General features: G+C 61.9%; 17 protein-coding genes and 2 pseudogenes. 15 read left to right on the top strand and 4 right to left on the bottom strand.

Going from position 1 to position 18,251, the window contains the following annotated elements:
- Nucleotides 1–104: 104 nt before the first annotated feature.
- Complete coding sequence (locus ACYZTL_RS05565; protein WP_461950946.1) at nucleotides 105–1,919, top strand: ABC transporter ATP-binding protein; 1,815 nt, start codon at nucleotides 105–107, stop codon at nucleotides 1,917–1,919.
- Between the two features lie 3 nt (nucleotides 1,920–1,922).
- On the opposite strand, the pseudogene ACYZTL_RS05560 reads toward ACYZTL_RS05565, so the two are convergent.
- The 4 genes and pseudogenes from ACYZTL_RS05560 to gspG form a co-directional block, all read right to left on the bottom strand.
- Nucleotides 1,923–2,138 (bottom strand): annotated as a pseudogene (locus tag ACYZTL_RS05560) (alpha/beta hydrolase); the annotation flags it as partial.
- A 195-nt stretch (nucleotides 2,139–2,333) separates the two neighbouring features.
- Entirely contained in the window at nucleotides 2,334–2,906 is a 573-nt protein-coding gene (locus ACYZTL_RS05555; protein WP_461950945.1) for a hypothetical protein, read from the bottom strand.
- Nucleotides 2,907–3,055: 149 nt separating this feature from the next.
- Nucleotides 3,056–4,243: a type II secretion system F family protein gene (locus tag ACYZTL_RS05550; protein WP_461950944.1), complete on the bottom strand. Its 1,188-nt coding sequence runs from the start codon at nucleotides 4,241–4,243 to the stop codon at nucleotides 3,056–3,058.
- Between the two features lie 12 nt (nucleotides 4,244–4,255).
- Nucleotides 4,256–4,705, bottom strand: coding sequence for a type II secretion system major pseudopilin GspG (gene gspG, locus ACYZTL_RS05545; protein ID WP_461950943.1), 450 nt, complete (start codon nucleotides 4,703–4,705; stop codon nucleotides 4,256–4,258).
- Nucleotides 4,706–4,899: 194 nt separating this feature from the next.
- On the opposite strand from gspG, the gene ACYZTL_RS05540 reads away from it, so the two are divergent.
- The 14 genes and pseudogenes from ACYZTL_RS05540 (at nucleotide 4,900) to ACYZTL_RS05475 (ending at nucleotide 18,251) form a co-directional block, all read left to right on the top strand.
- The gene (locus ACYZTL_RS05540; RefSeq protein ID WP_461950942.1) at nucleotides 4,900–5,508 is read left to right on the top strand and encodes a lytic transglycosylase domain-containing protein; all 609 of its coding nucleotides are present in this window, start codon (nucleotides 4,900–4,902) and stop codon (nucleotides 5,506–5,508) included.
- A gap of 325 nt (nucleotides 5,509–5,833) precedes the next feature.
- Nucleotides 5,834–6,044: pseudogene (locus ACYZTL_RS05535) on the top strand (hypothetical protein); the annotation flags it as partial.
- Nucleotides 6,045–6,185: 141 nt separating this feature from the next.
- Nucleotides 6,186–8,138: a YncE family protein gene (locus ACYZTL_RS05530; RefSeq protein ID WP_461950941.1), complete on the top strand. Its 1,953-nt coding sequence runs from the start codon at nucleotides 6,186–6,188 to the stop codon at nucleotides 8,136–8,138.
- Between the two features lie 13 nt (nucleotides 8,139–8,151).
- On the top strand, nucleotides 8,152–8,808 hold the full coding sequence (locus tag ACYZTL_RS05525) for an SCO family protein (RefSeq protein WP_461950940.1): 657 nt from the start codon (nucleotides 8,152–8,154) through the stop codon (nucleotides 8,806–8,808).
- Complete coding sequence (locus tag ACYZTL_RS05520) at nucleotides 8,805–9,425, top strand: SCO family protein (RefSeq protein WP_461950939.1); 621 nt, start codon at nucleotides 8,805–8,807, stop codon at nucleotides 9,423–9,425. The genes ACYZTL_RS05525 and ACYZTL_RS05520 overlap by 4 nt, the downstream gene beginning before the upstream one ends.
- 9 nt (nucleotides 9,426–9,434) lie before the next feature.
- Nucleotides 9,435–10,985, top strand: coding sequence for a cytochrome c/ABC transporter substrate-binding protein (locus tag ACYZTL_RS05515; protein ID WP_461950938.1), 1,551 nt, complete (start codon nucleotides 9,435–9,437; stop codon nucleotides 10,983–10,985).
- Nucleotides 10,986–11,000: 15 nt separating this feature from the next.
- Nucleotides 11,001–11,483, top strand: a complete 483-nt coding sequence (locus ACYZTL_RS05510; RefSeq protein WP_461950937.1) for a peptidylprolyl isomerase — start codon at nucleotides 11,001–11,003, stop codon at nucleotides 11,481–11,483.
- 224 nt (nucleotides 11,484–11,707) lie between these two features.
- Nucleotides 11,708–12,241, top strand: a complete 534-nt coding sequence (locus ACYZTL_RS05505; RefSeq protein ID WP_461950936.1) for a response regulator — start codon at nucleotides 11,708–11,710, stop codon at nucleotides 12,239–12,241.
- Nucleotides 12,242–12,325: 84 nt separating this feature from the next.
- On the top strand, nucleotides 12,326–14,032 hold the full coding sequence (locus tag ACYZTL_RS05500; protein ID WP_461950935.1) for a GspE/PulE family protein: 1,707 nt from the start codon (nucleotides 12,326–12,328) through the stop codon (nucleotides 14,030–14,032).
- Nucleotides 14,013–14,816, top strand: a complete 804-nt coding sequence (locus tag ACYZTL_RS05495) for a hypothetical protein (protein ID WP_461950934.1) — start codon at nucleotides 14,013–14,015, stop codon at nucleotides 14,814–14,816. The genes ACYZTL_RS05500 and ACYZTL_RS05495 overlap by 20 nt, the downstream gene beginning before the upstream one ends.
- Nucleotide 14,817: 1 nt before the next feature.
- Complete coding sequence (locus tag ACYZTL_RS05490) at nucleotides 14,818–15,363, top strand: PilN domain-containing protein (RefSeq protein WP_461950933.1); 546 nt, start codon at nucleotides 14,818–14,820, stop codon at nucleotides 15,361–15,363.
- Entirely contained in the window at nucleotides 15,350–15,898 is a 549-nt protein-coding gene (locus ACYZTL_RS05485; RefSeq protein WP_461950932.1) for a GspMb/PilO family protein, read from the top strand. Before ACYZTL_RS05490 ends, ACYZTL_RS05485 begins: the two co-directional genes overlap by 14 nt.
- The gene (locus ACYZTL_RS05480; protein WP_461950931.1) at nucleotides 15,898–16,416 is read left to right on the top strand and encodes a hypothetical protein; all 519 of its coding nucleotides are present in this window, start codon (nucleotides 15,898–15,900) and stop codon (nucleotides 16,414–16,416) included. Before ACYZTL_RS05485 ends, ACYZTL_RS05480 begins: the two co-directional genes overlap by 1 nt.
- Nucleotides 16,413–18,251, top strand: a complete 1,839-nt coding sequence (locus ACYZTL_RS05475; protein ID WP_461950930.1) for a secretin N-terminal domain-containing protein — start codon at nucleotides 16,413–16,415, stop codon at nucleotides 18,249–18,251. Before ACYZTL_RS05480 ends, ACYZTL_RS05475 begins: the two co-directional genes overlap by 4 nt.

Below are 18,251 nucleotides of genomic sequence, written 5' to 3'. Positions count from 1 at the left end.
GAATGGGAAAATGGTGGTCCTCCTCCCCCCGGATTGGTGATTCCAATCGGCCCCCCACCTTCAAGAAGAGAATTCGAGAGACCGCGCAAGCGCAACAGATAAACATGCCAGCGGCTATTTCTCGCGTCACCTCATTGCTCGACCAGGCCAGACGCGCCTTGCTCCTTGTTTGGGGAACCTCTCGGGGGTTGTTTCTAGGCTTGGTATTGGCAACCCTGATCGCAGGCATACTCCCGGCGCTGGCCGCCTGGCTGGGTCAGCGCATCGTCGATGCGGTGGTCTTCGCTATGCAGTTGCACGCGCAGCAGGGCAGCGCACCGTTGTGGCCGGTCGTGCGTTACGTACTGTTTGAAGCCGGTGTACTCGCATTGCTGTCCGGTACCCAGCGGGCGTTGTCGGTCCAGCAGTCGCTGTTGCGGGTGCAGTTGGGACAGAAGGTCAACACGATGATTCTGGAGAAGGCCCAGACGTTGTCGTTGGTGCAGTTCGAAAATTCGGAGTTTTACGACAAGCTGGTTCGGGTGCGGCGCGAGGCTTCGACCCGGCCGTTGGCACTGGTGATGAAGTCGCTGGGGCTGATCCAGAACCTGATCGTGCTGATAAGTTTCGGTGTGTTGCTGGTGCATTTTTCACCGTGGGCGTTGGTGTTGTTGGTGGTCGGCGCCTTGCCGGTTTTTTTTGCCGAAGCGCATTTCTCCGGTGACGCTTTCAGGCTGTTCACCCGCCGGGCGCCGGAGAGTCGGCAGCAGAACTACATCGAGACGCTGCTCTCCCACGAGGCCTACATCAAAGAGGTCAAGCTGTTCGGTTTCGCGCCGCTGCTGTTGAAGCGGTATCGCGATACATTCGCGCGACTCTACGCCGAGGACCGCCGGTTGACCTTGCGCCGGGATGGTTGGGGATTTGTGCTGGGATTGCTGGGTACGGGGGCGTTCTACCTGGCCTACGCGTGGGTGGTGGTCGACACCGTCCACGGCAGCATCACCCTCGGCCAGATGACCATGTACCTGGTGCTGTTCAAGCAGGGTCAGACCGCGGTGAGCAGCAGCTTGAGTGCCATCAGCGGCCTTTACGAGGATGGTCTGTACCTGTCCAGTCTTTATGAATACCTGGCTGAACCCGTCGTCGCGGATACCGGGCACCTCACGGAGGGTGCGGTGCCCGGCGATGGTTTGCGTTTCGAGAAGGTCGGTTTCCGCTATCCGGGCGCGAGCCGCGCGGCGCTGGACGATATCGACCTGCACCTCGTCCCGGGGCACAGCGTAGCGCTGGTGGGCGAGAACGGTTCGGGCAAGACCACGCTGATCAAGTTGCTGACTCGCCTGTACCGTCCCGATCAGGGCCGCATCTTGCTGGACGGCAGCGATTTGCAGGCGTGGGAAGAGGGCGCGCTGCGGCGGCGCATTGGTGTGATTTTTCAGGATTACATCCGTTACCAGTTCTCCGTGGGCGAGAACATTGGCGTCGGTGACACCCTGGCGTTCAACGATGAACAACGTTGGCAGGCGGCCGCAGCCGAGGGCATGGCCGCGCCTTTCATCGAGCGTCTGGACCGTGGCTATGCCACGCAATTGGGCCGCTGGTTTGCCGGCGGGCAGGAACTGTCCGGCGGGCAATGGCAGAAGATCGCCTTGTCCCGCGCTTACATGCGCCGTGATTCCGACATACTGATTCTGGATGAGCCGACCTCAGCCCTCGACCCGGCGGCGGAAGCGGCGGTGTTCGAGCATTTCAGCGAGCACACCGAAGGTCGCATGACGATGCTGATTTCCCACCGGTTTTCCAGTGTGCGCAATGCCGACCACATCATCGTGCTGGATCAGGGTGCGATCCTTGAGCGCGGCGACCACGACAGCCTGGTGGCGGCGGGTGGGCGTTACGCGCAGTTGTTCAACCTTCAGGCGCAAGGTTATCGATAGCCGTCAGGAGTCCTGAGTACCACGTGTCAACGTCGGCCCGGCCATCTGCGGCGGTTTTGCCTTCATCAAGCCTTCAAGTGCTTGGCGATACTGGCTCATGCTGTTGTTGTGTGTATCACCCGGCACCAGCAGCAGGCGTTTGGGTTCGCTGGCGACATTGAACAGCTGCTGGCTGAATCGCGAGGGCAAGAACGAGTCGTCCAGGCCATGCACAGCAATGGCAGCCAGCGTCGGCGCAGACGTGTGAGCAGGGAGGAGGGCATCGGGTGGTCTACCGGTAAAAAACCAAGCTCGGGTTTTAACAGAAGCGAACCGGGGGGCGGGAATAATTTCGACAGTCGTGCACGGCCTCCTGTGGGAGCGGGCAAGCCCGGCTCCCACAGGGATTTGTGGTGTCCCTTTGCTCAGTGGTCGTCAGGACCTTTTGTCATCACCCGGCTCACCACCGACATGCACGCCGTGGTCGTCACCCGGTTCACCGCCGACATGCACCCCGTGATCGTCGCCGATTTCGCCGGCACGATGAACGCCGTGGTCATCGCCAGTTTCACCGGCGCGATGTACGCCGTGGTTATCGCCAATTTCACCGGCGTGATGAACGCCGCGGTTATGGCCGATTTCGCCGGCATGATGAACCCCATGGTCGTCCCCCGGCTCGGCGTGGTCGCTGTGTCGCCCGGAGTTGGCCGAATGCCCGGAATGCCCCGAGCCATGGTCGTTGCCGCCGTGACCGCTGGCGTTGCCGCCATGACCATTGCCATCGCCGCCATGACCACTGCCGCTGCCACCGTGACCACCGCCATTACCTCCACTGCCTCCGCCACCGCTACCACCGCCACCGCTACCACCGCCGCCACCCCCACTCCCACTCCCACCATCCTTGGCCTGAGCGCTTGATATACCGGACAGGCTGTCCGGTACGAGTACGGTAGAGGCCGAAAGAATTGCGCCAATAGCCACTGCCAGCAAAAGTTTTTTCATGTGCATATCGTTCTCCGTCTTCTTATTCAGAATGGAACGTTGATGAACAATGCAACGTGCTGCTCGATTCAGTGGGAGAACACCGCAACGTACGGGTTTATTCAGTTGCAACGTCGATGAACGATGAACGGTACAACTCGACCCTGTTTCAGGGGTTAGTGAATGCTCGAGGCCAGCTCGAATATCGGGATGTACATCAGGATCACGATGACCCCGATCAACAGGCCGATGAAGGTCATGAGCAAGGGTTCAAACAGCCGCACGAACCATTCGATCCAGCGGCTGATTTCTTCGTCGTAGAAATCGGCGCTGCGTTCCATCATCTGCCCGAGGTTGCCGGACTGTTCGCCCGCACGCAGCAAGCGCAGGGATACCGGGGTGACGAGGTGATTGAGCTCCAGCGCAGTTGACAGCGATTGCCCTTCGCGCACCCGTTCGCAGGCCTGGTCCAGGCGCACGCGAGAAGCGGCGGTGAGCAGGCCGCGGACCATGCCCATGGCGGTGACGAGGGGGATGCCGCCCTGCAGCAGAATCCCCAGCGAGCGGTAGAAGCGCGTCAGTTCATACATGAAGATGCGTTGATGGATCGCCGGGAGTTTTTCGATCACCCGGTTCACGCCCCGGCGAAAGGCCGGTTGGCGTTGCAGGAAGGCGAAGGCGACGATAATCGCCGCCAAGGCGCCGAAGAATTCGCCCTGGTGGGCATGCAGGAACATTCCGCTGCTCATCAGGATCTGTGACAGCCACGGCAGGTTCGAGCCCAGGCCTTCGAACACCAGGCTGAAGCGCGGCACCACGTAGCCCATCAAAAACAACACCACGCCGCCGCCCACCACCAACAACAGCATGGGGTAGATCGAAGCGCTGACGATCTTCTGTCGAACCTCGTCCATGCGCTGGCGATAGCTGACATAACGGCTCAGGGCATCGCCCACGGCGCCGGTCTTCTCGCTGGACTGTACCAGCGCAACGTAGAGAGGCGGGAACACCGCCGACAACTGGCTCAACGCCTGGGAGAACGATTTGCCCTCGTAGAGCAGGCGCACCAGCTCACTCAAGGTTTTGCGGGCCTGTGGCGCGGTTTCTTTTTCCGCCAGGCTTTCCAGCGCATCAATCAACGGCAGGCCGGCGTTGAGCAGGGTGGTCAGTTCCTGGCTGAACAACACCAGGTTGAACGTCTCGCGCTTTTGCCATTGCAACACCCGCCAATGCCGCTCGGCGTGCAGGCTGACCACACGCAGGCCCTGGTCTTCGACGATGCGCCGGGCTTCGCTGTCCCCTTGGGCCTCGACGGTCATCGCGACCACGCCGGCCTTGCCGACCGCCTTGAGATGAAAGCGCATGGTCGCCTCCCGTCATTGCCAACTGGTGACTTCGGCGTTTTCGCCTTCGCCGCCGGGCTGGCCGTCCTTGCCCATGGACAGCAGATCGTATTCGCCGTTTTCGCCGGGGTAGCGGTAGGTGTAGTTGTGGCCCCACGGATCCTGCGGCAGTTTTTTCTGCAGGTACGGGCCGGTCCAGCGGGTCTCGTCGCTGGGCGCGGTGACCAGCGCCTGCAAACCCTGTTCGGTCGACGGGTAATGGCCGACCTCCAGACGGTACAGATCCAGTGCCTTGCCCAGGCCTTCGATTTGCGCCTTGGCCACCTTCACTTCGGAGCGGCCCAGTTGGGCGAAATACTTCGGCGCGACGATGCCGGCCAACAACCCGAGCACCACCAGCACCACCAACAGTTCGAGCAGGGTAAACCCGCGCTGAGCTCGCGGTGAACAGTTACGCGGGGCACAACACAGACGCTGATACATGATGACCTCACACAGTCGGCAGAAGGGTCGCCATAGCGGCTCATGCAATTGCCATGCTCACCGTCGGGCATCCTTCTGCAACCCCTGAATTACGGGCCTTTGCGCATCCGGCACAGTGCTTGCGTATTGCTGATTCACTACCGGCCATTGGGGCATTACCCCCATTTTTCGGGGCCGGTCAGGGGAGACAAAAAATGAAAACACTCACCACAGGACTGCTCGGCTGTGTACTGCTGGCCGGCGTCGCTCAGGCCGATGTATTCGTTTCCGTGGACATCAATGGCAGCTACGTTTTGTCCAATGTCCACCGTCCCGGTCGCACCTATGAACGGGTGATTCATGAGCCCGAATCGTCGCTGGTCAGCCTCGATCAACAGCCGCAGATGATTGCACGGCAACCCTATGCCGAGCTGGTTTCAGCGGCCGCCACGGCCAATGAATTACCGGCGGCGCTGTTGCATGCGGTGATCCGGGCCGAGTCCGCCTACGACTCTCGCGCACTGTCGGTCAAAGGGGCGGGAGGGTTGATGCAACTGATGCCCGACACCGCCCGGGAGATGGGCGTGACCGACGTCTATGACCCCAAGGCCAACATCCAGGGCGGGGCCAAATACCTTAAGCGTCTGATGACCCTGTTCGGCAACGACATCGCCCTCGCCGTGGCGGCCTACAACGCCGGGCCGCAAGCGGTGCTCAGCCGTGGCGGTGTGATCCCGCCGTTCGCCGAAACCCAGCGCTATGTACCGAACGTGCTGCGTCAATACCGCCGCTTGCAAGGCCTGGCGGTGGATGCGCCGCTGTGATGGGTGATGGCCCCACATGTGGGGCAATGCGGCCCCCTGTAGGAGCGAGCTTGCTCGCGATGGTGGGTCAGCTGCGTAGGTGCCGACTGACACTCCATCGCGAGCAAGCTCGCTCCTACAGGATTTGCGTTTTGGCTGGATTGGTTAACAGCCCGGAAACCGGGGAAATGGGCGGGGAATATCCCCCGACTTATCAAGTCATTTGCGTAACTTGCTGAAAAATAATAAAAATATTTATGGCATGCGGATTGCTCAAGGGGATTTGTCGAGAAGTATTCCCTGTGAGCACCCACAGCGAGGCCCGATCATGACCGGCATACCCCACACCAACTTCCAGCTAGACGGTCACGTCTGGTCGGTCAATCCGTTCCAGTCGGAGAAGAGCGACGCCGGGGGTTACCCGATGAGTACGCCGGGGCAGCAACGCGATTCCGGGCGACTACCTGTTCCGCGATTACGCCGCCTACGGCAACACAGCCGGGTTGTGGGGATTGCAGCGGGTGACCAATGAGCCAGAACCGGCCCCGGCACCGTAGACGCGCGACATAGTGTGGCGAGGGAGCTTGCTCCCGCTGGGTCGCGAAGCGGCCCTATAAAAGGGACTGCTGCGCAGTCCAGCGGGAGCAAGCTCCCTCGCCACAGGATTGGTGTGACGCGTAACTGAGGGGAGATGCGTTATGAATAGAACAATAAAAATCGCTGGGTGTGCGTGGGTTGTCGGGCTGGCATTGCTGTTGCTCGGCGTCTGGCGCGCGACAACACCGACCCTGCTCAGTGACGTAGCGCTGCCGGACACCTGGAGCAGCCAGACGCTGCAACGCGATGGTGTGTCGGTGGCGCTGGAAGTGCGGCCATTGGCCAAGGACGGTGTGCTGCGTGAACGCGGGTTTGCCGACGTGCTCTTCCGGGTCAGTGACAGCACTTCGGGCCAACCCCTTTCAGGCGTCAATCCCGTTGCCTGGCTGGACCCGGAAACCGTCGCCGCCGACCAGGCCCAAGGCCGGGAACAGAGCTGCAAATCACGGGTCGGGGTATTCCTCAAATCCAGCATCGGCGCGCGGCCGCTGCTCGACCTCAACAGCTATTTCCTGCTGGTGATGAACCGCGATGCCAGCGTCTCCGTGGTCAACCCGGCGGTCTCGGTGGGCGGCATCACCAGCACCATGGCCCGCATCGACCTCAAGCAACCGCCAATGGATTGGGTCACCACCCGAGACAACAAACAGGTGTTCATTTCCATGCCCACCGCCGGCGAGGTGGCGGTGATCGACAGCGAGCAATTCAAATTGATCGACTCGGTTGCCGCCGGCAGCCACCCGGTGCGCGTGGCGTTGCAGCCGGACGAGCGCCTGTTGTGGGTCGGCAACAATGCCTCAAAGGCTGAAGAGTCTGGCGTCACGGTGATCGACACCCAAAGCCTGAAGCGCCTCAAACACCTGGTCACCGGGCGCGGACATCACGAGATCGCGTTCAGCAAGGACAGCCGTTTTGCCTTCGTCAGCAACCGCGACGACGGCACGCTGAGCATCATCGACATCGCCAGCCTGACGATCAGCAAGCACCTCAAGACTGGCTCGAACCCGTTGTCGCTGATGTATTCGCCGCTGTCTCAGGCGGTGTATGTCGCCGATGGCAAGGACGGCACCGTGACCGTGGTCGATGGCGTCAGCCTCGACGTGCGCCGGGTGATCAGGATGAAACAGGGCCTGGGCCCGATGAGCTTCAGCGCGGACGGGCGTTTCGGCATCGTCCTCAATACCCTGGAAAACCAGGCGGGTGTGATCGACGCCGCCACCGATGCACTGATCCACGAACTGGACGTGTCCGCCGAGCCCTACCAAGTGGTGTTCACCAAGGCTTACGCCTACGTGCGCGGACTGGCCTCGGCCAACGTCACGATGATCAATCTGTCGTCGCTGGGTGAAGGTCGCACGCCGATCAGCCAGGGCTTCGAAGCCGGGCCGCAGGCGCCCCGGCTGGCCGGCGATTTGCCGCTGGCGTCGAGCCTCGCGGTGTCGCGGGATGACAATGCGGTGTTCGTGGTCAACCCGGTGGACAACACCACCTACTTCTACGCCGAAGGCATGAACGCGCCGATGTCCGGTTATCCCAATCGCGGGCAAGTTGCGCGGGCGGCGATGGTCATCGACCGCAGCCTGCGCGAAGTCGAACCGGGGCTGTACAGCGCGCGGATCAAGCTGCCAGACGCCGGGCGCTTCGACGTGGCGTTTCTGCTCAATCAGCCAAACATCATCCATTGCTTCACCGCGTTGGTTGAGCCGGACAAGAGCCTTGCCAAGCCCCCCGGCGTGCCGAAAGTCGAGTTCATGCTCGACAAAACCACCACCGCCCTCGGCAGCCCTTACACCGTGCGTTTCCGCATCGTTCAGGGTCATCAAAAGGTGCAGCGCAGCGGCGTGAAGGATGTTCAGGTGCGCTACTTCCGCGCCCCGACTTCGCGGGCTCGGGAAGTCGTCGCGATTGAAGTGGGCAACGGGATCTACGAAGCGCCGGTGACCCTCGACCAGAACGGCGCCTGGTACCTGCACGTACATGCGGCGTCCCTTGGCGCGAATTTCGATGACAAGACTTTTGCCAGCGTTCGGGTCTTGCCCGGCGATGCCCACTGAAGAGGAAATCGACATGAACCGATTCGCACACCGTGGACTGCTGACCTTGTGCCTGTTGGCCGCCGGTATCGGGCAAGCCCTGGCGCACTCGGTGGATGAACACGCCGGCCACGACATGCCGGCCAAAAGTACCCGCCCGGAAAGTGCCCAGGTCAAATTCGCCGACGTGGCGCTGGTGGACCAGAACGGCCAACCGGTGCGTCTGGAAAAAGACCTGGTGACCGACAAAATCGTGGTCATGAGTTTCATCTACACCCACTGCACCACGGTGTGCCCGGTGGTGTCGGCGATCATGGGCAAAGTGCAGAAACGGCTGGGCGCGCGGGTGGGCACCGAGGTGCAGTTGGTGTCGATCAGCATCGACCCGCAGCGCGATGATGCCAAACGTCTGAACGACTACGCACGCAACTTCCAGAACGGTCCGGGCTGGAGCTGGCTGACTGGCAGCGCGCAATCGATCAACGCCACCCTCAAAGGCCTCGGCACCCTCAGCGGTGACTTCAAAAACCATCAGCCGCTGATCCTTGTCGGTGACGGCAACAGCCGCCATTGGACGCGCTATTACGGTTTCACCGACCCGGCCGTACTGGCCCGTGAAGTGGAAAAACTCAGCGGCGAGCGCAACACCCACGCCAAACACACCGCCATCGCCATGGAGCAGCAGCCATGAGAGCGGTTGACTGGATTGCCCTGAGTCTGTGCTTCTGGATTTTCAGCTCGATGGCCTTCGCTCACGAAGGGCACCAAGAACCCGCTCCCGCTGTGGCCGCCGCACACCCGGCGAGTGGCACGCACGACGCGAAAACCTGGTTCACCGACACACCGTTGCAGGACCAGAACGGCGAAACCCTGCGTTTCTACAGCGATGCCTTGCAAAACCGCGTCGTGCTGCTGAACGTCATCTTCACCCGCTACACGGATGCCTGCCCGCTGATCACCCGTAAGCTCAAGGAAGTGCGTGAGTTGCGGGGCGACGAGGCGGACGGCATCACCTTTATTTCCCTTACCAGTGATCCGCTGCGGGACACCCCGGCGGTGCTCAAGGCTTACACCTTGAAACAGGGCGTCAATGGGCCCCACTGGCTTTTTCTTACCGGCGACAAGGCGCAAATGGATCTGGTACTGGGCCGCATCGGCCAGATCGGGCCGATGCCCGAACAACATTCGACGCAACTGATCGTGGGTGATGTAGCGAACAAGCGCGGGAGCAAAATCCGTCCCGATGCCCCGGCCGTCGCCATTGCCCAGCGCTTGCAGTTGCTGACAATGCCCGTGGCCGGCCGCTGAGCTCGCGCCATGAAAGTCTCCCTTATCCTCGGCCTGCTCCTGATCGGCAGTCTTCCTTGCGCCGCCGATACGTTGCCCTTGAGCCCTGACGAAAGTGCCGGCAAACGGCTGTACCGCGAGGGTGTGTCGGGCAGCGGTGAACCGATCATGGCGCGGGTCGGGGCGGCGGGCATGTTGCTGCCGGCCACCAGCCTGCCGTGCGCCAACTGTCACGGCGCCGATGGCCTCGGCCGGCCCGAGGGCGGGGTGCGACCGCCGGACCTGAGCTGGTCGCGGCTGACCAGCACCTACGGCCAGCAGCACATCAATGGCCGCAACTATCCGGCGTACACCGAAGGTACGTTGGCGCGGGCGGTCCAGGAAGGACGCGATCCCGGCAACAATCGTCTCGACCCGGCGATGCCGCGGTTCGTGCTGTCGATGAACGATCAGCGCAACCTCACGGCCTACCTCAAACGCCTGGCCGATGAGCGCGATCCCGGCCTGACGCCAGACAGCCTGCACCTGGGCACGTTGTTGCCGAGCCAGGGACCGTTGGCCGAGGAGGGCGCGACGGTGGCGGCGGTGCTCAACGGCAGCGTGGCGCGAATCAACAAGGCGGGCGGGATTCATGGTCGGCAGTTGCGCCTGACCGTCCTCGATCCGGGGCCTGACCGTGCCAGTGCCGAGCAGGCGCTGGACCGGTTGATCGAGCAGGAACAAGTGTTCGCCCTGATCGCACCCCTGGCACCGGCACTCGACACGCAATTGGTCGAGCGTCTGGAGCGGGCGGGGATTGCGCTGATCGGCCCGCTCTCATTGCAGGGCACGGCCCAAAGCAGTCGGCAAATTTTCGAACCGCTGCCGGGCTTGCGTGAACAACTGATCGCCCTGGCCGATTACGCCACCGACAGTTTGCGCGTGCTTCAGGGACCGACGCTGATCGCCTATCCGGACGAGCCCGGCCAGCGACTGGCGGCGCAAAACCTCAGCCAGTATCTGCAAGAACACGCCTGGCAAAATGTCAGTCTGACAACCTACGACCCGACGCAGGACGAACTGCCGCTGGGCTCGCGCTCGGTGTTTTACCTGGGCAGTGGCGGCGGTTTCAGTCGGCTCGCCGAACGTTTGCAGATGGCGGGGCAGGTGCCCTACCTGTTCGCTACATCGAATCAGGTGGCGGGTGACCTGTTGCAGGTGCCCAGCGGTTTTTCCCGGCGAGTGTTCCTGTCCTATCCGTTCGTGCCCAGTGACTGGACGCTGGCCGGGCGCCAGGCCCTGACCCAAGTACGCGAACAGCAGGGGCTTGGCGGCCAGCACGCGGTGCTGCAAGTCGGCGCATTCAGTTCGATGCTGCTGTTCAGCGAAGGCATGAAGCAGGCCGGGCGCGACGCCAGCCGCGAAAAGCTGATCAATGCGCTGGAAGGCCTGCATGACTTCGATACCGGGCTGACCCCGCGGATCAGCTTCGGGCCGGGCCGGCGCCAGGGCTTGAGTGGCGCGCACATCGTTACCGTGGACCTGCCCGGCCAGCGCTTCTATCTGGTCGCCCCTTACAAACCGATTGCCGCGACGCCCTGAGCGGAGGCCTCGATCATGAAGCTCAAGACGCTGCTGATTGTGTTGACCCTGTGGATGCCCGTGGTGCTCGGCAGCAACGGCCCGGCCGCCGCGCGAGTCAATGGCGAGGAGATTTCCGAGTTTCGCCTCGAGCGTTACTTCGCCGAGTACCTGGAAGATCAGGGCCGGGCGCTGGGCAGTATTCGTAATCCCAAGGCGTACAAGCAACTGCGCCAAGGCGGAAATCTGGGCTATTTTCCTCGTGGACGCATGCTGTCCGAATTCGAAACGGCAGCCTTTGCCCTGGCGCCCGGTGAGGTCAGTGAACCTGTTCGCACACCGCAGGGCTGGCACTTGATTGGCGTACAGAACCACATGGAGGCGGCCGATGTCTCAGAGCAACAGGGACTTGACAGCGTTCGGGCGTACCTTGCCCGACAGCAACAGGCCCAGTTTTGTCTTCAGGTTCTGGCGCAGCTGCGATCGCGCAATCGAATCGAACGGATTGACGATGACTGAAGGTTCCCCCCCCAATAGTGGGGAAAAGCTTCAGCGCAAATCCGTGTGCTTCCCCGCCTTTGGGGGACGAGGTGCCTGGGCTAAAAGGTTTTTATATGGAAATCAATTACATGCAGCGGTAAAACCTCCGGCGCTCAGCCTGGCATGAAGTGTGCGTAAGCCTCAGTAAGGCGCGCATTCCAACCAGGCTCGGAAATCGGACCTGCGGTTTCAAGGAGTCCACCTTGTTAAACAAAGTACTGGTTGTCGAAGACGAACAGGTTCTTGCACAAAACCTCAAGGATTACCTTCAGGCGCAAGAACTGGACGTCCGGATTGCACATGACGGTGCGGCGGGTATCGGTGAAGCCGAACAGTTTGCACCCGATGTGATGGTGTTCGATTACCGCTTGCCCGATATGGAAGGCTTTGAGGTGCTCGATGCCGTCCGCCATAACAGGAACTGTCATTTTGTGCTGATTACCGGGCACCCAACCGCTGAAGTCTGTGAGCGGGCCCGGCAACTGGGAGTCAGCCATATCCTGTTAAAACCGTTTCCGTTGGCGGAACTGGCCCGTGCAGTCTGTGACCTTCTGGGGATGGAGCGCGAACTCAAGGCAGGCATGAGCCGATCCGAAGGTTTTGTCGAACGACGCCAGAGCAGGACCGAGAGTTTCCCGTTGCAGTTGTACGATGGCAGTTGGGTGCTGGCGGATCGTCGACGAAGTTTATCGACCTCCAAGGCACCGGACGACGAACAATTGCTCACCGGGGAGTAGTGGCGCGACAAGCCGTTCCGGTAACCGCCGTAATTGCTCGCCGCGTCGACAGGGCTCAAAGCCCCCGGCGTTGGAGAGCAAGCCATGGACCGTCTATCCCTTGCCGTCGAGCCGGCGCAGTCGGAATGTGAACCGTCCCGCTTTACCAGCGAGCACTTGGCCCAGGCACGATCGCTGGCCGCCAGTTCCGGCGAACGTATTCTTGAAGCCCTTGGGGATCTGTGCGAACTGGCCCCCATGCCCTTCATCCAGCGCCTCGGCGCCACCCTGCATTACCCGGTGCTCGACACCGACAGCCTGTTCAACGCCACCCCGGTGTTCGACCGGGTCACCCTGGCCCAATGCCTCAAGCGCGAATTCATCCTGCTGCGCCACAACGATGCAATCATTGGCGTGTTTGCCGACCCCTTCGATACCTCGCGCCTGGCCTGGATCGACGACTGTCTGCACGGCGCGCCGCTGTACCTGGTGCATGCCGACGACCTGAAGGCTTATCTGGCGCGCCACGAAGAGAGCTTCCACGCCGTGGAGTCGCTCAACGCCCAGGCTGACGCCAACATCGAAATCGATACCCTGCAGAGCCTGTCCCTGACCAGCATCAGCGAAGACGCCAGCGTCGTCGTCAAACTGGTCAACTCGACCCTTTACGACGCGCTGAAAATGCACGCCAGCGATATCCATTTGGGCACCACCGGCAGCGGTCTGGTGATCAAGTACCGCATCGACGGCGTGCTCAATAACATCAGCAAGATCCAGGGCAGCGAGTTCGCTGAACAGGTGATCTCCCGGGTCAAGGTCATGGCCGAACTGGACATCGGCGAGAAACGCGTGCCCCAGGACGGTCGCTTCAAGATCGGCATCAGTGGTCGGCAGATCGACTTCCGGGTGTCGATCATGCCAAGCATTTTCGGCGAAGACGCGGTGCTGCGGGTGCTCGACAAACAGGACCTGGCGGACAAGGTCTGCGGCGTGCAGTTACAAGCCCTGGGCTTCGAAGACGAAACCCTGCGTCAACTGCGCAGGCTGGCCGCCGAACCCTACGGCATGGTGCTGGTGACCGGCCCCACCGGCAGCGGCAAGACCACCACGCTGTACGCGATGATCACCGAGATCAACCACGGCGTGGACAAGATCATCACCATCGAAGACCCGGTGGAATATCAGTTGCCGGGCGTGCTGCAAATCCCGGTCAACGAGAAGAAAGGCCTGACCTTCGCCCGTGGTCTGCGCTCGATCCTGCGCCATGACCCGGACAAGATCATGGTCGGTGAAATCCGCGACCCCGACACCGCGCAGATCGCCGTGCAGTCGGCGCTCACCGGGCACCTGGTGTTCACCACCATTCACGCCAACAACGTGTTCGATGTGATTGGCCGTTTCACCCAGATGGAAATCGATCCCTACAGCCTCGTCTCCGCGCTCAATGCCGTGCTGGCCCAACGCTTGATCCGCCTGGTTTGCACCACGTGCAGCGCGCCGAGCCACCCGACAGACGACGAACTGCGCGCCTCGGGGCTCGACCCGAACGACGTCGATCACTATCGCTTCGTTCACGGCAAGGGTTGCGGCCATTGCCGGGGCACCGGCTATCGCGGGCGCACGGCGATTGCCGAACTGCTGCACCTGGACGACGAGCTGCGGCAGATGATCGTCGAGCGCCAACCGATTTCGAAAATCAAGGCCCATGCGTGCAAACGTGGCTTGCGCCTGCTGCGCGAGTCGGCACTGGAACTGGTTGCGGATGGGCGGACCACGCTCGAGGAGATCAATCGTGTCACTTTTGTCTCGTGATCGTTTTGTCGCCGTCATCGGCGCCAGTGGTGTCGGCCTCGGCCGGCGCCGTGGCAGCGAATCGGTGTGGCTGGGAAGTGTCGGTTTTATCGACGAAGGCTTCCAGGCCTGGGCGGTGGCGCTGGACACCCTCGACCATCTGCTGGCTGAACGCACCCGTGTCGGTGCCGAGTTGAGCGTGGTGATTTCCGGGCACTTCAGCCGCTTCTGCCTGGTGCCCTGGAGCGAACAGATCAGCAGCCCTGACGAGTTGCTCGGCTTTGCCCGGCTGTGCTTCGAAGACCTTTACGGTGCGCCGACTCAACCCTGGAGCCTGGTGCTCTCGGCCGAACCGGCGGGTTACGACCGGATCGCCAGCGCGCTGCCCCAGGACTTGCTGACGCGTCTGCGCACACTGGTCAGCGCCCGTGGCTTACGCTTGCGCTCGGTGCAGCCGTACCTGATGGCGGCGTTCAATCATTTCGATAAAAGCTTCGATACCGGCGACTTCCTGTTCGTGGTCGCTGAACCGGTGCGCAGCGTGTTGCTGCTGGCACGGGAAGGCCGCTGGACCTCCGTGCGTTCGGTGGGCAGCAGCGACAGCGACGCCGCACTGACTGCACTGATCGGCCGCGAAAGCCAATTGCAGGCCTCCACCAGCGAACGGCCATTGAACGTCTACCTGCATGCCCCCGCGCGTATCGACGTGCAGCCCGACGTACCCGACGTGCACTTGCGCACCCTTGAAGAAGGCCGGACACCCGTACGCGATTGCCTGCACGTCATGTCCCGGGCGGTGGCCTGAGATGCGCGCCCTTAACCTCGACTTTCAGCCGCGCCGCCGCTCCGGCCCGATGGGCTGGAGCCTGCTGGCCGTGGGCGTGGCACTGACCCTGAGTTGCGTCCTGGTTCAGCAGCACCTCAGTGTTGAAACCGCGCAACAACAGGGGCATCTGCAAACCACCCAGCGCGTCCTCACCGGCGACACCGATGGCAAAGTCAGCCTGACCCCGGCGCAAATCCGCGAGCAGGCGCAGAACCTCGCCGAAATGCGCAAGGTATCCCAGCAACTGCGCCGGCCCTGGGAAAACCTGTTCGCCATGCTCGAAGCCATGCCTCGCGACAACATCGCCTTGCTGACCCTGACGCCCGACGCCCGCAAAGGCCAGGTGCGCATCAGCGCCGAGGCGAAAGACCTGGATGCCATGCTCGAATTCCACCGCAACCTCGAAGCCAGCGACGAGCTGTCCGATGTGTCGCTGCTCAGCCACGAAATCGTGGCCAACGTGCCGGAGCACCCGGTGCAATTCAACCTGTCGGCTACCTGGGAAATTGGCGATGCGAATCCCTAGATTGATCGTCCACGAATACCTGCAAGGCCTGGGCATTCCCGGTCTGGCGGGGCTGGCGATGCTGGTGCTGGCGTTGGTCTATGGCCTGGCGGGTCTGATACCGGACTGGCAGTCGCTGCAACAGCTCAGCCAGCAGACCCGCGAAGCCAGCGAATACCTCGCCAAGGTTGAAGACGGTAGCGTTGCCGCTCCGGTGGTGCCGCAACGTCAGCTCGACGACTTCCGCAGCAAGCTGCCTTCGCAACCTCAGGCCACCGTGGCCATCGACAAGATCTACGCGTTGGCGGCTAAGGAACACATCACCCTGGCGCGTGGTGAATATGCCTTGGGCATCGACCCCAAGACCCATCTGGCCCGCTATCAGATTCTGCTGCCGGTGCGCGGCAGTTACCCGCAACTGCGGCGTTTCCTGCATGCCTTGCTCGGCCAGTTGCCGGCGGTGGTGGTGGAGGACGTGGAGTTCCAGCGCAAGAAAATCGCCGACACCGACCTGACCGGGCGGATCCGCATGACCCTTTACCTGTCGAGGTCATGATGAATACCAAGCGCGTAGCGGGGTGGGTGGGGTTCTTCGGCGTCGCGGCGGCGCTGGCCTGGTTGCCGGATTACTTCATGCCGGCCGACGAGGGCGATGCAAGCGTGCCCGTCGTCGCCACCCCGACCAACAGCAAAACCCGTGGTGTCCTGCCAGCCGCGCCAGCCTCTGGCAAACCGGCGTTGGTCAAGGACTTGAGCCCGGCGGGCGACCTGTTCGCCGCCCGTAGCTGGATAGCGGCGCCGACCCTCGCCAGCGTCATCGAACAACCCGTCAACGAGACCCCGGTGGTGCAAGTCCCCAGCGCTCCGCCGATGCCTTTCCAGTTTATCGGGAGGCTGGATGACCGTTCCGACCTGCAAGTATTTTTGCAGAACGGCGAAAAAATATACGTCGTACGCAAAGGGGATGTGATCGACGAAACCTGGCGGATCGAGAGCATTTCCGATGTGGAACTGAGCTTCGTCTACCTGCCTTTGCATGTGTTCCAGACCTTGTCTGTGGGGAACGCGCCATGAACAGATCCCGTTTGATGATGAGCCTTGCCTGCCTCTGCGCAGGGCTGGCCGCGTGCAGTTCCGCACGGGTCGCCAACAAGGAAGCGTCCGAGCTGATCGAGCAGGGACAATACGAAGCTGGCCTGGCGCGTATCGAAGAAGGGTTGCGGGAAAACCCTCGCGACACCGACCTGCATCTGGCCCTGAATACCGCACACGCCAAAGCCATTACGGCATTGCTGACCGCGGGCGATACCGATCGCGCACACCGGGACTTCGCCTCGGCACGGGTGTACTACAGCCGGGTGCTGACCATCGAGCCGAACAATCGGCGCGCCCAGGATGCGATGCGCCAACTCGAGTACCTGCGCAGCATGGACGAAAAACTCGAATTGGCCCGCGGCGACCTGCGTCGTGGCGACATCTACGCGGCTGATCGCCAGGTCAAACAGATCCTCGAACTGGACCCGAAAAATGAAGGCGCTCTGGAGCTGCAAGGCAGCATCCGTCTGGTCCAGAGCCGCAACGTAATCTCGTACCCACAACTGCGCACCCGCCTGGAACGGCCGGTGACCCTGGAGTTTCGCGACGCCAACCTGAAGACCATTTTCGAAGTGCTGTCCCAGGTCGCCGGTCTGAATTTCATCTTCGACAAGGACCTGCGTCCGGACATGAAAGCCACGATCTTTGTGCGTGACGTGCGCATCGAAGACGCCGTGGAGCTGCTGCTGCAACAGAACCAGCTGCATCAGAAAGTGGTGAACGAAAACACCTTGCTGATCTACCCGGACTCACCGCAGAAGCTCAAGGATTACCAGGAACTGGTGATGCGCACGTTCTACCTGACCAGCATCGATGCCAACACCGCGCTGAACATGATCAAGACCATGCTCAAGACCCGCGACGTGTTTGTCGACGAACGCCTCAATACCCTGACCATGCGCGATACCGAAGACGCGGTCCGCATGGCGGAAAAACTCCTGCAATCGCAAGACCAGTCAAACCCGGAAGTGGTGCTGGAAGTGGAGGTGATGGAAGTCGCGACCCAGCGGATTCTCGACCTTGGCCTGCAATGGCCGAACACCTTCGGCGTGGTCAACAGCGACGGTTCGGCGGTGTCGATCCTCGATCAATTGAAAGGCATCGACTCCAGCCGGATCACCATCTCGCCATCGCCCCAGCTCAAGATCAACGCCCAGGACAACGACATCAACACCCTGGCCAGCCCGGTGATTCGCGTCAGTAACCGCGAGCAGGCGCGCATCCACATTGGCCAGCGTGTGCCGATCATCAGCGCCACCTCGGTGCCGTCGACACAGGGGCCGGTGATCACTGAAAGCGTCACCTACCTGGACGTAGGTCTGAAGCTGGAAGTGCAGCCGACCGTGCACCTGAACAACGAAGTGGCGATCAAGATCGCCCTGGAAGTCAGTAACGCCACGCCGCTGGAACCGACCCGTCAGGGCACGATTCCGGTGCAGGTCGACACCCGCAACGCCCAGACCACCCTGCGCCTGCATGACGGCGAAACACAGATCCTGGCCGGCCTGATGCGTAATGACCATGGCGCCACCGGCAACAAAATTCCCGGTCTTGGCGACATCCCTGGCCTGGGCCGGTTGTTCGGCAGCAACAAGGACAACGTCAGCAAATCGGAACTGGTGCTGTCGATCACCCCACGGATCGTGCGCAACCTGCCGTACCAGAGCCCGTCGGACATGGAGTTCCCGACCGGCACTGAAACCAGCATGCACATTCAGGCACCGGACCGCCGGATGGAAACATCGATTCAGAACGAGCACATCGACCGCCCGGTGGCGGCCACCACAACCCAGGTCGTGATCGAGAAGCCGTGA

This window comes from Pseudomonas sp. LB3P81 (genome assembly GCF_054897965.1).
The sequence above is the reverse complement of the archived record's forward strand: the minus strand, read 5'-3'. Positions and strand labels throughout refer to the sequence as shown.

Coding starts and splice junctions, on each gene's coding strand:
- ACYZTL_RS05565 (WP_461950946.1), top strand. CDS start 105: ATGCCAGCGGCTATTTCTCGCGTCACCTCATTGCTCGACCAGGCCAGA.
- ACYZTL_RS05555 (WP_461950945.1), bottom strand. CDS start 2,906: ATGCACATGAAAAAACTTTTGCTGGCAGTGGCTATTGGCGCAATTCTT.
- ACYZTL_RS05550 (WP_461950944.1), bottom strand. CDS start 4,243: ATGCGCTTTCATCTCAAGGCGGTCGGCAAGGCCGGCGTGGTCGCGATG.
- gspG (WP_461950943.1), bottom strand. CDS start 4,705: ATGTATCAGCGTCTGTGTTGTGCCCCGCGTAACTGTTCACCGCGAGCT.
- ACYZTL_RS05540 (WP_461950942.1), top strand. CDS start 4,900: ATGAAAACACTCACCACAGGACTGCTCGGCTGTGTACTGCTGGCCGGC.
- ACYZTL_RS05530 (WP_461950941.1), top strand. CDS start 6,186: ATGAATAGAACAATAAAAATCGCTGGGTGTGCGTGGGTTGTCGGGCTG.
- ACYZTL_RS05525 (WP_461950940.1), top strand. CDS start 8,152: ATGAACCGATTCGCACACCGTGGACTGCTGACCTTGTGCCTGTTGGCC.
- ACYZTL_RS05520 (WP_461950939.1), top strand. CDS start 8,805: ATGAGAGCGGTTGACTGGATTGCCCTGAGTCTGTGCTTCTGGATTTTC.
- ACYZTL_RS05515 (WP_461950938.1), top strand. CDS start 9,435: ATGAAAGTCTCCCTTATCCTCGGCCTGCTCCTGATCGGCAGTCTTCCT.
- ACYZTL_RS05510 (WP_461950937.1), top strand. CDS start 11,001: ATGAAGCTCAAGACGCTGCTGATTGTGTTGACCCTGTGGATGCCCGTG.
- ACYZTL_RS05500 (WP_461950935.1), top strand. CDS start 12,326: ATGGACCGTCTATCCCTTGCCGTCGAGCCGGCGCAGTCGGAATGTGAA.
- ACYZTL_RS05490 (WP_461950933.1), top strand. CDS start 14,818: ATGCGCGCCCTTAACCTCGACTTTCAGCCGCGCCGCCGCTCCGGCCCG.
- ACYZTL_RS05485 (WP_461950932.1), top strand. CDS start 15,350: ATGCGAATCCCTAGATTGATCGTCCACGAATACCTGCAAGGCCTGGGC.
- ACYZTL_RS05480 (WP_461950931.1), top strand. CDS start 15,898: ATGAATACCAAGCGCGTAGCGGGGTGGGTGGGGTTCTTCGGCGTCGCG.
- ACYZTL_RS05475 (WP_461950930.1), top strand. CDS start 16,413: ATGAACAGATCCCGTTTGATGATGAGCCTTGCCTGCCTCTGCGCAGGG.